The 14,584-nt window shown below is 32.2% G+C and carries 14 protein-coding genes; 2 read left to right on the plus strand and 12 right to left on the minus strand.

Annotated features, from left to right (window positions below; translation table 11 throughout):
• From U9R23_04900 to U9R23_04915, 4 genes are all read right to left on the minus strand, one after another.
• A partial coding sequence (locus U9R23_04900; protein ID MEA3475760.1) for a radical SAM protein occupies positions 1-677 on the minus strand: 677 nt, incomplete at its 3' end.
• A gap of 27 nt (positions 678-704) precedes the next feature.
• Positions 705-2,642: an ABC transporter ATP-binding protein gene (locus U9R23_04905; GenBank protein MEA3475761.1), complete on the minus strand. Its 1,938-nt coding sequence runs from the start codon at positions 2,640-2,642 to the stop codon at positions 705-707.
• Positions 2,643-2,644: 2 nt separating this feature from the next.
• The gene (locus tag U9R23_04910; GenBank protein MEA3475762.1) at positions 2,645-3,235 is read right to left on the minus strand and encodes a transposase; all 591 of its coding nucleotides are present in this window, start codon (positions 3,233-3,235) and stop codon (positions 2,645-2,647) included.
• Between the two features lie 107 nt (positions 3,236-3,342).
• Positions 3,343-5,097: a capsule assembly Wzi family protein gene (locus tag U9R23_04915; protein MEA3475763.1), complete on the minus strand. Its 1,755-nt coding sequence runs from the start codon at positions 5,095-5,097 to the stop codon at positions 3,343-3,345.
• A 431-nt stretch (positions 5,098-5,528) separates the two neighbouring features.
• On the opposite strand from U9R23_04915, the gene U9R23_04920 reads away from it, so the two are divergent.
• Both U9R23_04920 and U9R23_04925 read left to right on the plus strand, forming a co-directional pair.
• Complete coding sequence (locus tag U9R23_04920) at positions 5,529-6,599, plus strand: DUF362 domain-containing protein (GenBank protein MEA3475764.1); 1,071 nt, start codon at positions 5,529-5,531, stop codon at positions 6,597-6,599.
• A 173-nt stretch (positions 6,600-6,772) separates the two neighbouring features.
• Positions 6,773-7,198: a transposase gene (locus tag U9R23_04925; GenBank protein ID MEA3475765.1), complete on the plus strand. Its 426-nt coding sequence runs from the start codon at positions 6,773-6,775 to the stop codon at positions 7,196-7,198.
• Positions 7,199-7,615: 417 nt separating this feature from the next.
• Here the strand turns inward: U9R23_04925 and U9R23_04930 are convergent, their stop codons facing one another.
• The 8 genes from U9R23_04930 to U9R23_04965 form a co-directional block, all read right to left on the minus strand.
• Entirely contained in the window at positions 7,616-8,593 is a 978-nt protein-coding gene (locus U9R23_04930; protein MEA3475766.1) for a hypothetical protein, read from the minus strand.
• Between the two features lie 264 nt (positions 8,594-8,857).
• Complete coding sequence (locus U9R23_04935; protein MEA3475767.1) at positions 8,858-9,076, minus strand: DUF2905 domain-containing protein; 219 nt, start codon at positions 9,074-9,076, stop codon at positions 8,858-8,860.
• 84 nt (positions 9,077-9,160) lie between these two features.
• A complete protein-coding gene (locus U9R23_04940) occupies positions 9,161-9,697 on the minus strand; it encodes an epoxyqueuosine reductase QueH (protein ID MEA3475768.1) in 537 nt (178 codons plus the stop codon).
• 192 nt (positions 9,698-9,889) lie between these two features.
• Positions 9,890-10,234 (minus strand): DUF3795 domain-containing protein, encoded by a 345-nt coding sequence (locus tag U9R23_04945; GenBank protein ID MEA3475769.1) that lies wholly within the window; start codon positions 10,232-10,234, stop codon positions 9,890-9,892.
• A 204-nt stretch (positions 10,235-10,438) separates the two neighbouring features.
• Positions 10,439-11,812, minus strand: a complete 1,374-nt coding sequence (locus U9R23_04950; protein MEA3475770.1) for a hypothetical protein — start codon at positions 11,810-11,812, stop codon at positions 10,439-10,441.
• 158 nt (positions 11,813-11,970) lie between these two features.
• Positions 11,971-13,122, minus strand: coding sequence for an acyl-CoA dehydrogenase family protein (locus U9R23_04955; protein MEA3475771.1), 1,152 nt, complete (start codon positions 13,120-13,122; stop codon positions 11,971-11,973).
• A 99-nt stretch (positions 13,123-13,221) separates the two neighbouring features.
• On the minus strand, positions 13,222-14,250 hold the full coding sequence (locus tag U9R23_04960) for a glycosyltransferase (protein ID MEA3475772.1): 1,029 nt from the start codon (positions 14,248-14,250) through the stop codon (positions 13,222-13,224).
• On the minus strand, positions 14,243-14,584 hold a 342-nt coding region (locus tag U9R23_04965; protein ID MEA3475773.1), incomplete at its 5' end, for a YfhO family protein. The genes U9R23_04965 and U9R23_04960, both read right to left, overlap by 8 nt.

Consider the following 14,584-nt stretch of genomic DNA (forward strand, 5'->3'; position numbering starts at 1 on the left):
TCATCTCGTGCATAATTCAATCTTTGAAGATTCCTTAGAACTATGTTCCATCTGGAACCCCGATTGATAAATTCGTGAGTTTCTTTTGTTGCAGCATTAAGAGAAATATTTATAAAATCAGAGTGCAAGGCAATTTTTTCAGCCCATTTCTTATTGATAAGGGTTCCATTGGTGAGAAGAGATACTTTCTTTCCTTTTGAAGCTACATAGTCAAAAAATTTCTTTGCAGAAGGAATAAAAAGTGGCTCTCCGCCTTGAATCTCAATGCTTTCAAAAGGCGTAATATCAACATTTTTAACTATTTTATCATAATCCAGGTTTCTCTTTGATTTACTATTTTGCCAACACATAATACAATTAATATTACATCCCTGGCCAAATGAGATTTTCAGCCGTTGTAGCTCACTATAATCAATTATAGAAGATGATTTTAGATTTAATAATTCCCTTTTATGTAATAAATTGCAGTGCTTAAAACAGTGAAGTTTTCCATTCAAGGACCTTCTGCGATATTCTTCCATCCGCCTATTATTTATTATATCAATTAATTTTCTATTGTAAATATTCCCCATTCTCCTCGGTTTTTGATGACAGCAACTATATATATTTCCTCTTTCATTAATATATACTTCATCCCATAAACGATGACAGTATGTGTTTTTTTTAGATTGAGACATTTTTCTACTTGAAATTGTTAATAAGATTTAATTCTTTTCTACACTATTTCTAAACTGCATATTATACAATTTTTTATAAAGTCCACCTTTTACCAAAAGCTTCTCATGGGTTCCTTGCTCAATTATTTCACCCTTATCTATAACCATAATCCTCTTACAATTTCTTATTGTAGAAAGACGATGAGCAATAATAAAGGTAGTTCTATCCTTCATCAATCTATTAATAGCTTCTTGAACCAGGAATTCTGACTCACTATCTAAGGAGGAAGTAGCCTCATCAAAAATTAGTATTTGTGGGTTTTTCAGAATTGCTCTTGCTATTGCCAATCTTTGCCTTTGTCCGCCAGATAGTTTAACTCCTCTTTCGCCAATTACTGTATCATATCCGTTTCCCATTTTTACAATAAAATCATAAGCATTAGCAGCTTTAGAAGCCTTGATAATGTCTTTCATTGGTGCCTTAATTCTTCCATAGGCAATATTATTTGCAACAGTATCATCAAAAAGCACCACTTCTTGAGTAACAACGCCCATAAGATTACGCAAATCATCTATTTTATAATCACGGATATCCTTTCCATCAATAGTTATATTCCCATCTGTTGGGTCGTAAAAACGAATTAGTAAATCCATAAGAGTGGATTTGCCACCACCACTTGGTCCCACAAATGCAATCGCTTCCCCTTTATTTACTATAAAATTAACATCATTTATTACAACATCTGAGGTTGTGTATTTGAATGATATATGATTAAATTCTATTGTATCTTTGAATTTATTTATTTCTATTGCATCTTTTTTATCCGCTGGCTGACGGACTGGTTCATCAATGACAATAAAGACTCTTTCTGCAGCTGCAAGACCTTTATTGATTTGAGAATAAATCCCTGAAAGTTCCTTTAACGGATGTAGAATAGAAAGTAATGCGGCTAAAAATAGAAAAAATTTCCCTGCTGTCATTGTACTATACGGATTCAATACTAAAACTCCGCCATATCCAATAAGCACAAAAGTTATGACTACCCCCATAAATTCTGTAAAAGGTCCGGCAAGAGCCCCTGTTCTTACCATCTTAACCGATCTCCTGTAAAGTTTCTTATTCTCTTTATAAAATTTTACCTTTTCATACTTCCTCATAGCAAATGCTAACACAATCCGAATACTCAAAATTGTTTCCTGCAATATTGAGGTAATATTTGCAAACCTTTGCTGAACTCTACGACTATACCTCTTCAATTTTCTTGCTATTATACTCACAACTAAAGATATTGGAACAACGACGATTAATGTAATCAAAGAAAAATGTAAGCTGATACTTATCATAATAATTAAATAGGCAATAATTAAAAGAAAATTTCGTAAGAGAGTAGTTGCTGAAGTAAGAGTCATCACCTTAACTAATTTAACATCATTGGTCGCCCGTGAAATCAACTCACCAACTTTATGACTATGAAAAAATTCCAGAGGCTTTTGTAATACTGAATGATAAAAATCATTACGAATCCACATTATCATCTTCTCTTCTAATTGTTTAAAGATTATCTTTTGCGAATATCCAGATAATACTTTTATGAAAAAGAGAATAATTCCTATTGTTAGAAGAATTTTTAAAACCTCGCTTTTGGAATTCCTATTAAGAAAATTCTGGAAATGTAATCCAATATCCGCTTTTATCAGCTTTAATTTATCTTCTTTATGCCAATTTTCCTTTACGGATTTTATACAATTATTAAACAAATCTTTTGTTTCAACAAACATATTTCTTTGTTTCATCTCAGAAATTTTCTGTCTGGCTGTTTTCCATTCTTCAGCAGATTGTTTTACAAATATTTTATCAACAATTGGATAAATAATTCCAAGAGAAACTCCGCTAAATGTAGCGTAGATTATCATAATAATGATACCTAAAACCACATTAGGCCAAACTTTTCTTAAATATCCAAGTATGCGAAAGAATAATTTCATAACTAGTATTTCTCGTTCCCAAACTCAGTTTGGGAACGAATCTGTAATTCTGGCAGTTCATCTATCTTGAGTATAATCTCATCATTTAAATCTCTATTATTTGCAGAACTATATTTCCAATCTTCAGGTGATGTCACGAACCCCCTTTTAACAGGATTAAAATGAACATATTCAATCTTTTGGTCTAACATTTCTAAAGATGAAAGCAGCTGAGGGTGAAAACCTTCTTGCCATATTTGATATGTGCTATACTTTTTATATTTCTCTTTATAATATTTGAGTTGATTTAATAACCATAATTTTTTGTCGCTTTGTAATTGCTCAATTATCTTTTTCGCTGTATGTTTTTTTAAAGACGAAATAATATCAGATAGTTTTTCGCCGAAGACTATTAGATGAAAATGATTATCCATAATAATATATGCAAATACCTTTAACCCTTTGTTTATCTGACAAAATTGAATAGATTCAATTATTATTTTAAAGTATGGTTCACTTGTAAATACTGGTATCCATTCAATCCCGATAAAAATCGGGATTGAAGTTATAAAATAGATACATTTTTCTTCAATAATTTTGTATCTGCTTCTCATTTTATGCCATCATTACAAAACACAGTTTTGTAATCAATTGTGTTCCAAAACAGAGTTTTGGAACAAGCAAGAGAGAGTAGATTCCTTTGAAAGTGAATGTGGACTCATTATCTAAATCCATATCCAATTGAAAAAACTAAGGAATTCTGTCTAAAATCGCTTTTGTATAAAACAGGATTAACATACTCCTCGTTATTTATATTAGCCTCATTTACATTACAGTCAAGAAACTCATAGCCTAATTTGCAAAATAAGCTATTCATAATTTCATATTCTAAAGAGACACTAAAAGTATTCTTTGTATACTGATGCCCATATAAAAATTTTTCAGAGGGAAGAGTGTCAGGACGAGTATGATATTGATAATAAATGCTATCTTGAGCACCTTTACGATAGTGAGAAAAATTCGTTGCTAACTTCAGCTTATCATTAAACTGATAATTAACCCCAAGATAAAGATTATCCGCATTCTGACCTGTCCAATATCCCATTATATATCCATCTGATATGGCCTCATTGATTGGAAATTTATGAGTGTATGTCCATGGATTGAGACGAGTATATTCAATCCTGAAATCTAAGCCTGGTAGAAATGGTTCAACAAAATAACTGCCAAGTTGAAATCCAAGCTGGTTTCTTGCTTCATCCTTATCAAACATTTTGCTGAGACTTATCTCATCAATCATAATTGAGCCATAAAGTTTACAAAAATGAGTAGGAATCCATTCAATATCAATCCCAATCTGCTCATTATCCTGGTCATTAGTATAATGCTGTGCAGACCAGAAAAGAATAATTGGAATAAAATAAACCAGTTCCGGGTCCCTCTCTCCATAATAAAGCATTTCGCTAAATCCAAATTTAAGATTTTCCGTTGGACTGATTTCCAGACGATGTGCAGCTACATACTTTTTTTTGTACAATTCTCTATCAGTCCATTGATATGGATAAGACAGACTTGTATCAATAATATTACTTTCCAGCCAACCATGAAAATAAATGAATTTTAACCAATCACTAAAACCAGCCCTAATCATTATCTGTGGATATGATGGTGGTTTATTACTGATAGTTAAACTGCCAGTTTTACCAATTCCCCAATAATTAGAGAATCTTCCAATGATTAAATCCGCATACTTTGTTGAGAATGAAACATAGGCATCTACTTCATCGTAGGTGTTGCAGTTTTCCATACTTCCTAAAACTCCAATTCCTTGCTCCTGCCTATCAAACTTCTTTATATCATACAAATTGCCCCATTCTGCATTGTTAACTCCACGAAAGTAAAAGCCAATATTGTCGCCCAAATAACCATAGATTTCTCCGCCGCCTGTTAATCTTCGGCTGTTTTCAGCAAAAAAACTACTGTCACTTTGGTTGTTTTTGTATTTGAATCTGAATAGAGGATTAAACACTAATAGATTATCTTTATGCAAAAATTTGTAAGGAAAATGCAAAGGGTGCCATTTCTCTACTTTCTCTTTTTCATACTGGACTGATACTTTTTCTCCTCCAAGACACTCAATTCCCTTTTTAATTGCTCGTAATAGTTTATTTGCATCTCTGTCTAAAAATCTTTTCTCATAAGAATATTCTTCTAAAAAATTCTCTAATTGTTCCTTTTCGGAAGAGGAAAGATTCTTGTATTTCTCGCTTTCCTTAATACTTAATAAATACATTAATATTTCTGTTCTTGGAATGGGTTTAACTGAATTAAAACATCTGCCAGTCAAACCCTTTATTTCCATCCTCTCTATAAACTGATAAACATTGTCTCCCAGAGGTGCGAATACCGTCTGTGCATCTGTAGAATGCCAGATAAAAATACACAGACCAATCATTAAAACGCAAGATTTTTTCATATAAAACAACCTCTCTAAAATTTCTGTCTGAATTCAAAAAAAGCCTGTTTTTATTGTCAACTAAATTAAGGGGGTGGAATAGAATAATTTTTCCTCCATCTGATGGATTCTTATTCGTTGCTGTTCATTAAATAGTTGCAAAACTCATTCTTTTTAATTTATTCTGTTAGATATTTTACAATATTAAAGTAAATACTTTATAAGGGTTTTATCTAACAAAATTTATCTTATTATCTTACTCCACCCCTAAAGATTGACAACTTTTTACTAATAATTTTTTTAAAAATTATGAGGTGTAAAAAGATGAAGATTAGAAAACTGCTAAAAAAGGATAATGATAGCCACGAACTAACACTAACTGACACGAACAAATTTAAATGTAATAAAAAAAGTTTGTGATAGTTCGTGTTTACCCCGTGAAATAAAAGTATATGAAAAGCAAAGTATATTTTATTGATTTCAAGACAAGTTTTCAAAGAAACATTTTTGATAAATTATCAGATGTTGTAACGAAATCTAACTTTTATAACTTCTTTGAGCAATATGATAAAGTAGCTATAAAACTTCATTTTGGTGAGTATGGAAATTTTGGTGCTGTTAATCCTAGATTTATTCGCTTTTTTTTAGACAAAATCAAAGAACGGGGTGGGATGCCTTTTATAACGGACACCAATACCTTATATGCTGGTCATCGCTGTAATAGCATAGACCATCTTAAACTTGCAACTATGCATGGCTTCACTCCAGGTGTCGTGAATGCACCTATTATCATTGCAGATGGCTTATTAGGTCAGAATGAAATCCCTGTGAAGTTCAATAAAGAATTTACAAAAACTGCATATATTGCTGGAGATATTTATAACACAGAAGCGATACTTACTATCTCACACTTTACAGGGCACATAGAAACTGGTTTTGGAGCAGCTATCAAAAATATTGGAATGGGGTGTGCTTCTCGGAAAGGAAAAATGGAAATGCACAGCACCACAATCCCGAAAATCAGATTGAAACTATGCACAGGTTGTGAACGATGTCTTAAATGGTGCCAGGTTGAAGCAATAAGCATTGTTAATAAAAAAGCACATATTGATGTGAACATATGCACAGGTTGTGGTCAATGTATATCTGTATGTCCTTACAATGCTATAGGTATTGAATGGAATGCAAAAACTGAGCATTTAACTAAAAAAATAGTTGATTATGTTTATGCAGTAAATTTAAATAAAAAAGGTAAAATGTTCTTTATTAATTTTTTGAATAATATTACTGCACTTTGCGATTGTACCCCAATGTATGGAGAAAGAATAGTCCCTGACATTGGAATACTGTTTTCTGAGGATATAGTTGCTATTGATAGAGCATCAATTGACCTATTTATTGAAAAGGCTGGAAAAGACCTGTTTACGAATCTATACCCAAAAACAGATTGGAGAAAACAATTGCAATATGCTGAAAGATTAGGATTGGGTAATCAAAAGTATGAATTGATAAATATGAAATGATTCTGAATCTTCTCAAAAAACAAAAAAAAATAACTCTAATAAAATAAGAAGAATAAGATGAAAAAAGTGATATTAGTAAATATGGTTCTCCTTCAAAAACTATGGGTAAATAAAACTTAACATGAAACCGACAAGGACTATTCTTGTAAAAAAATAGAAGACAGGATAGCCCTATGTCAGTTTCAATAAAAACCAAAATAACGGAAGTATTATTTAATGTGCAAGAATATTATGCCAAAGGTATTCATTTTTCTAATGATAATAAGAAAATTATCATTGAAGTAGAACAAATATTCGAGAGCTGGCGGAAAGACTTTTTATCTATCTTTGATTATAGAATAAGTCGTCAGGAAGCTCATATAAAGATTATGAAATGGGTTTCATTGGTTACTATGTTACTTTATCCCTCTTTAATGTCATTTGCAAAGAAAGTAATTAAACGAATACAAAAAATATTAAATTGGTTTGATGACCCTATATCAAATGGGAAAGCAGAAGGTATTAATAATACTATTAAAACTTTGCTTAAAAGAGCATACGGATACAAAGATTTTGATTATTTTCGGATGAAAGTTTTACAAAAATGTGGGTACCTTTAGAAACTCCTACCTCCACATTTTGAAGGAGAACCAAATATTGAAAAAGGAAGCACCTGCTACACCACCTTCCGAAACCTCTAATTCTCTAAAAAGTAGACTGAAAGCAGTTCATGAATTCCCAAACCAATTAAAGTAATATTCAAAGAGTTAAATCAGAAAAAGGGAATAAAAAATTATACATTCTTAAATGCATTCAGTACCAAAAAATTGAAAGATATCAATGGAAAAAATCAGAAATATAAGAAATATTTTAGAAATGCTTACTTTTCTATTGAATTTCATATTTCTACAATCCTAAAGATATGAGGGAAAAATGATTTTTATGGAACCTTGAAATTATAATATATCTAAAAAGATGAATTTGAGTAAATATTTTCTTCTTACGATTTTCTGTTTGATGGCAAGTAGGTTTATCCTTTATGTAAAGATTACTTTGTTTTGATGTCTCTGTGGTAAAATCCTATAGAAAAGTGACCACCAGAATAGCGGAATCATTATCTCATGATGCCCAACAAAATAATAGCCCTTACCACCACTTGCAGTTGGTCTTTGTACAATATTTGTCATTGGACGATAATGCAGATTCATATCAAAAACTGCAGTGTAGAAATTTTTTAATGGATAATTAAGATTCCTTACAATTGTAACTGCTTTGAGAAAAACTTCGGGTAAAATGACTGCTGAACCAAAATTTATCAAGATTCCACCATTATTTAATTCCTTAATCTGATTGCAAAAAATTTTAAAATCCCTAAAACTTGCCCCACCAATTGCTTCTCCATTTGAATACTTATGTTGATGAATAATATCTGTGCCTATTGCAATGTGAACAGTAACAGGAATGTTATGTTGATATGCTTTTGCTAATAAGCTGTATTCCCAGTATTTTGGCTTTTCTTCAAAAATATATTCTCCCAAAGCCTCACCATAGCCAAGCCCAGACTTATAACCATCATTAATGACTTGATTGATAATCCTTCCAGTTTCTTCACCCATTCCGAAACTTCCATCCTCAAGTGCTGAATCTACATCCTCTGAGGTTTTACCGAAATATGCTATTTCAAAATCGTGAATGCAGACAGAACCATTGACTGCAATAGTTTTGATAAGCCCTTTTTCAATTGCCTTTATAAAAATCGGCGAAAGTCCACACTTTATAACATGTCCGCCTATCATCACAATTATGGGCTTTTTATTTTTAATTGCATTTTCACAATAAGATAAAAATTCTTTGAATTCTTTAGCTTTAAGAATATCGGGAAGCCCATCAATAAAATCTTTGGTTGAAACTTCTTTATTTATTTTCATAAAATCTTTGATAGAGACTTTACTTGGTCTATCTGTTACTGAGTAAGTTTTTATATTATCAAGTTTTATTTCTTTGTATTTAGACATTTTTACCACCGAGAATACAGCATTTTTTTATTATAAATTTTCTGTGGAGTGCTGAAACGAGAAGCGAAGCGACGAACTTTCAGCATTTGCGAAAAGTTCCTCCCGCGAAAGCGGGAGTCGTTTTCGCACTCCGAAAAAATAACAGTTGGGATGCTGAAACGAACTTTCAGCAAAGCGGCACATTAGCGAAAAGTTCTCCGCCAGCTCCGAGACGGAGTCCCGATAAATCGGGTCTGGCGGATCATTTTCGCACTACATTACTGGTCATTTTCTGAAAAACAAATTTATCAAAATAGTTAAAATTATACTTATCAAAATACAGGTGACAATTGGAAAGTGAAATGAAAAATTAGCTTTTTTAATATTAATGTCACCAGGAAGTTTACCAAGATATTTTCCGATTTTTGTATTTGTTAATAGCAATCCGATAACAATCAGTATAATTCCAAAAATTATTAATATTCTTCCTACTTGTGGCGTCATCTCATTCTCTATTTAATTTGTCTAACATCCGATTTAACAGGATTTATAATCCTGTTTTTACTAACTTCTCTTCGCAAAAACGGATTATGTCCCACAATATCTTTCTTTTTCACTATAAATACATCCACAATACTGCTGACGATACATTTTTTTTTGTTTTGAAATTTCTATGCCTTCTTTCCAGAATTCACGAAAATCTTGATAAAGGAATTTTACTGAATACTGTTTTGCAAGACTTTCACCAATCTCTCTTATCAATTTATGTTGTTGAAATTTGCTGTAGAGTAAAGTGGTAGTGAAATAATCAAATTTTCCTCTTTTAGCATAAATTGCAGTATTAAGTAATCTATCATAATAGCAATATCTGCAACGGTCATTTTCTCTAAATACGACAGCCCGAAACCACTTTTCCAGGTTATACTCGTCTTTATAAAGAATTTTACAACCTTCTTCTTCTTGAAAGCGTTTAACTTCAGCAAGCCGTTTTTGATTTTCTGTGTAGGGATGTATGTTTGGATTATACCAGAATCCCATCACATCGAATTCATCTTTAAGATGAAGATACGGTGCAACATAGCACGGTGCACAACAGATATGGAATAAAACTTTCTTTTTAGTCATTACGCTTTGCTGTCATTTGCACCTCTTGCCTTCGCGTAGCCTGTCCGCCATAGAACTTCAGAAGGCGGGCTACGGCGAAGCAAGGTCGGTGCGTCATTAGGTCATTAGCTTGCCCCGTGAAATGCGCCGCAGAAGCATATTTCACTGGGGTCATTGATCATTAGTCATTTAGTCGTTAAGTCATTGGAGGAGTTACATAGTTTCTCTGATTGTTTCAAGAGTAGCTTTTGCATCAGGAGCGAACTTATGAAATTTATTTAATTCTTCACAAGGGTAGTCATCACAGTATGCACAATTTGAAATATTTCTTTCCATAGCACATTTTCTAATCGGACATTCATTACAGTATCCAAACAATCTTCCTGATTTTTTCAAGCATCCGTCACAGTTAATATCTTCCGGCTTAATCTCTGACTTGAACTGCTTTGACCACATTTCAGCAACTTTCTTCCTCTCATTGTCGTTATCCTTCTGGATGGCAAGATATGCGGGACACTCAGTGCAAATTATTCCGCAAAATGCAATCATTTTTTCCATTAGTTTAGTCTCCTTTTATTTTTGGAATTTATTATTTTACTTGAAAATGGCACGCAGATTACACTGATAAAACTGATTAACGCGGATTATTACCATTTTTTCCTAACAGACTTTTTTAGAACTGCATTCGGCAAGAGACTTGCCGACTCCATATACCGATTATCGCTATATGAATGTTTCATCTTGCAAATCTGGGCAATATTATTAGGAACATATCTTATTTTCTTTAATATCAAATTCAAACTTCTGACTATATTGGAAAAAATGGGCAAAAACAGTTAATTGATTAGATTCTACAGGATTCATTTGCAGACTTCCTTCTTTCAAAAATCTATATTTCTCCACTTTATCTATTGATTGTAATTTCAGCTTATCGTCATAGATGAAAATATTATGTCCTGCCCATAAAGGATATTTAGATTTATAATAAAGAACTATTCTCTTCTCATCTCGCTTTTCAACTTTTAGATAAATAATTATCTTTCCTGTAATACTTTCTTGGTTACCTTTATTTTTAAGTATTTTTTCTTTCCATTCCTGCATTAAATCTATTAAATCACTTTCAAGATATATTTTCAAATAATCAGTCCAGGTCTTCACATTCTTGTAATCAGGTATTGCATCCCAAAACCTATTCACATGTTCGTATCCAAATTTATCTTCTAAAAAGTAAGTAAATGATGTTGCGGTTTCTAATATGGGAAAATTTAAATGGTCAAACATTATTTTAAACCATTTATTTTTAAGGTCAAATAACACAAAAAGATTACTTCCCAATATATGATACGCACAATTATCTGTATATACTTTATATTCTGAGTGTTTTTTTAGATATTCAGTTCTTTTCCATTCAGCATAACCTTCGTCAATAAATTTGTATGAACTTATATCCTGTTTTGTTACTGAAAATGATGCCTTTGATAAATAATAACTTTCAATAAAATGTATAACCTCATATATAATTGAACTTGCGATATAGTCTCTGATAAATTTTGATTTATTATAATGACCAACTTTGAGAAACATTTCATTAAGTAATATATTAAATGGAGAGGGTCCTATACCATCAATTAAATTCAAAAAAATTTTCCTGGGTAAGATATCTGCCCATTCCTTAATGATGAATTTTTCAACTTTATCCAGATTACTTATTAAATATTTCCCTAAGTCTTCTATTCGCTTGTCATATTTGGCTATAATGTATTTCCCTTGAAAAAAATTTGTACTAGGTAAAAAATTATCTATGCCATCTAGCATAGTTGGTCTTTCATAATCAAAGCCGTCCTCTTTAAGTATTTTTCTAATTCGTCTTGCATTTTTTAACTCGTTTAAATGCACATAAGAAAACAATAAGTTGATTAACATATACTGATTAAGATTTTGAATATTGTTCTCGCATGCTTTACAAAATTTTGGTAGGGTAGACTCAAATTTGCCTAATACGGTTTCGGAATCCTTAAAAAAATCTAAACCTTCTTCCTCTAATTGTGTTTTTATAAGATTTTCCAATTTATAATAATTTCCATAGATATTCTTTTTCAAACTATCAAATTTGTCCCAAAATTCTTTTTTATCCATTTTCTATCATTCCCTTAATCACATTGGTTCGGGTCGTCGTTACCTTACGACCCGAATCTATCTTTGACATTTTGGATTTGTCATTCATTTGACATTTGGATTATTTTCGCTACCAAGCTGGGGCTTGGTAACGAGTCTTATTTTGTTTTACAATATACTTATCTTGAATATTCTTTCAACAGATTAGAAGCTATTACAATTCTTTGAATCTGGTTTGTGCCTTCATAGATTTGAGTAATTTTTGCATCTCGCATCATCTTTTCTACTGGATAGTCTTTCATGTAACCATAGCCACCGAGAATTTGCACAGCATCGGTAGTTACTTCCATTGCGACATCAGATGCATAGCATTTGCACATTGCGGATTCTTTGCTGATTTTTTTTACACCTGAGTCTATCATTCTTGCAGTGGAATAAACCAGTGCTCTGGCAGCTTCCAGTTTCATTGCCATATCTGCCAGCATAAATTGCACTCCTTGAAATGCAGAGATGGGTTTTCCAAACTGATGACGTTCTTTGGAATATCTCACAGCTTCATCCAGTGCACCTTGTGCAATTCCCAATGCCTGCGAGGCAACCATTGGACGAGACTTATCTAAAATTTTCATCGCAATCATAAATCCCATGCCTTCTCTACCTATTAAATTTTCTTTAGGAATTTTTACATCTTCGAAGATTAATTCTCGAGTACATGATGCTCGAATTCCCATTTTGTTTTCCTTTTTTCCAAAAGTAAATCCCTCTATTCCTTTTTCCAGAATAAATGCAGAAGAGCCACGAGTTCCTTTGGATTTATCAGTCAATGCAAAAATCGTATAGATTTCCGCTTCACCCCCATTTGTGATCCACTGTTTCGTTCCATTAAGAATATAATAATCGCCATCTTTTTTTGCAGTTGTTTTAATTCCACCTGCATCAGAACCAGCATCAGCTTCCGTAAGGGCAAACGCAGCTAATTTTTCTCCTGCTGCAGCTTGTGGCAGATATTTTTTCTTCTGTTCTTCATTTCCGTTTAGTAGTATCGGATAAATTCCTAATCCTGTTCCACCTAATGCAAGCGCTATTCCACTATCTACACGGCTTAGTTCTTCCATTATAATAACCAAGTCCATAACTTTACCGCCAAAGCCATCATACTCTTCTGGTAAAAGAACTCTGAACAAATCTGTTTGAGCCATAACTTTTACTATATCCCATGGGAAGATAGCTTCTTCATCGTATTTTTCACGAACTGGCTTCATCTTCTCTTCTGCTACCTGACGTGCCATTTCCTTTATTTCTTTCTGTTCTTCTGTTAAGAAATATTCCATGTATCCTCCAAAATAATATTTACATAATAACTATAATTATATATTTTTTTAGTGCTTTTATTTGTCAAGAAGTTCAATAAATGTTAAAATAAGTTGTAATTATTTATAATATTTTTTTGTAAATCCTGTTATAAAAACACCTTTTTTAGTAAAAATTGATTTAATGAAGCCATAAAGTAACCCTAATCCATAAGCCACAACCTGTGTTGACAATGTTACTGTTGAGAGTAATCCAACTATGCCTGATTTATATTTTAGAGTAGATTGAACAAATGCGAATCCTATTACAAAAACTATCAAGGCAATTTCAAATAAAAATAGATATCTAATTAAGGGAAACCAGAATGAAAAAAACAAAGTAAGTAAAAATATCAAAATTACAAAAGTAGGCAAACAATGAACAAGCTTCAGCATATTCTTATCTATTTTTCCAAGGTTGATACGCGTAACCCCCCAGTTAAATATCTGTTTGAAAAATCTTTTTAGATTAGTTCTTCTTTTATGATAGACAAAAACATCAGGTAGGAATTTAATTTTGAAACCTGCTTTATAAATACGATTTGAAAAATCCATATCCTGTCCATGTCTGAGTTCGTTCATACCGCCGATTTTTTCGTAAACCTTTCTCTTGATTCCCATATTGAAGCTACGTGGATAGTATTTTGCGAGCTGTTTGCCTTTTGAACCGCGCGTGCCGCCGGTTCCAATAAAGGAAGTCATTGAGTAGTTAATCGCTTTGAGAAAAGGTGAAAAGCTCTTATGGCAGGTGTCCGGACCGCCAAAAGCATCGAAATCATTTTCTTGTAAATGTTTCTGCAAATTTTCAATGTAGTTTTCTGAAGCAGTGCAATCGGAATCAATAAAGACAAAAATATCTCCATTTGCTTCTTCCATACCTTTATTTCTGGCTGCCCCAGGTCCCTGATTTTCTTGATAGAAATATTGAAGGTTTAACAATGAATTATACTTTTCTACAATTTCTTTTAGATTATCTTCTGAACCATCATCAACAATAATTATCTCAAATTTTTTCAAGGATTGAACACTGAATGAAGCGAGAAAATCGTTAATTTCATCAGCACGATTATATGCTGGAACGATAATTGAGATGAGTTTTAATTTATCCATTTTTTATTTTCTTAATTCTAAAAGCCGCAACAACAATCAGACCTAAAAATGCTAAAATATGTGCAAAAACAGAAACATGATAATATTTGATGAAAGTTTCCGGAATGAACTCAAAGAGGATTTTGTGTTTACCAGCAGAATCAATATAAACTGAACGCAAAATATGGTCAGTTTTATAGATTTCAGTTTCTTTTCCATCCACAAAACACTTCCAACCCTTTGGATAATAAATTTCGGAAGCTACAAAAAGAGTTGGTTTATCTGTAAAAATTTCATATTTCATTTGATTAAATGAAGCATTTTCCAGTTTTACATAAGAGGAATCTGGAGATTG

The organism is Candidatus Cloacimonadota bacterium (genome assembly GCA_034722995.1).
Taxonomy (GTDB): domain Bacteria; phylum Cloacimonadota; class Cloacimonadia; order JGIOTU-2; family JGIOTU-2; genus JAGMCF01.

Excerpts from the sequence above, each read along its gene's own strand:
- U9R23_04905 (MEA3475761.1), bottom strand. The coding sequence starts at position 2,642 with ATGAAATTATTCTTTCGCATACTTGGATATTTAAGAAAAGTTTGGCCT.
- U9R23_04910 (MEA3475762.1), bottom strand. The coding sequence starts at position 3,235 with ATGAGAAGCAGATACAAAATTATTGAAGAAAAATGTATCTATTTTATA.
- U9R23_04915 (MEA3475763.1), bottom strand. The coding sequence starts at position 5,097 with ATGAAAAAATCTTGCGTTTTAATGATTGGTCTGTGTATTTTTATCTGG.
- U9R23_04920 (MEA3475764.1), top strand. The coding sequence starts at position 5,529 with ATGAAAAGCAAAGTATATTTTATTGATTTCAAGACAAGTTTTCAAAGA.
- U9R23_04925 (MEA3475765.1), top strand. The coding sequence starts at position 6,773 with ATGTCAGTTTCAATAAAAACCAAAATAACGGAAGTATTATTTAATGTG.
- U9R23_04930 (MEA3475766.1), bottom strand. The coding sequence starts at position 8,593 with ATGTCTAAATACAAAGAAATAAAACTTGATAATATAAAAACTTACTCA.
- U9R23_04935 (MEA3475767.1), bottom strand. The coding sequence starts at position 9,076 with ATGACGCCACAAGTAGGAAGAATATTAATAATTTTTGGAATTATACTG.
- U9R23_04940 (MEA3475768.1), bottom strand. The coding sequence starts at position 9,697 with ATGACTAAAAAGAAAGTTTTATTCCATATCTGTTGTGCACCGTGCTAT.
- U9R23_04945 (MEA3475769.1), bottom strand. The coding sequence starts at position 10,234 with ATGGAAAAAATGATTGCATTTTGCGGAATAATTTGCACTGAGTGTCCC.
- U9R23_04950 (MEA3475770.1), bottom strand. The coding sequence starts at position 11,812 with ATGGATAAAAAAGAATTTTGGGACAAATTTGATAGTTTGAAAAAGAAT.
- U9R23_04955 (MEA3475771.1), bottom strand. The coding sequence starts at position 13,122 with ATGGAATATTTCTTAACAGAAGAACAGAAAGAAATAAAGGAAATGGCA.
- U9R23_04960 (MEA3475772.1), bottom strand. The coding sequence starts at position 14,250 with ATGGATAAATTAAAACTCATCTCAATTATCGTTCCAGCATATAATCGT.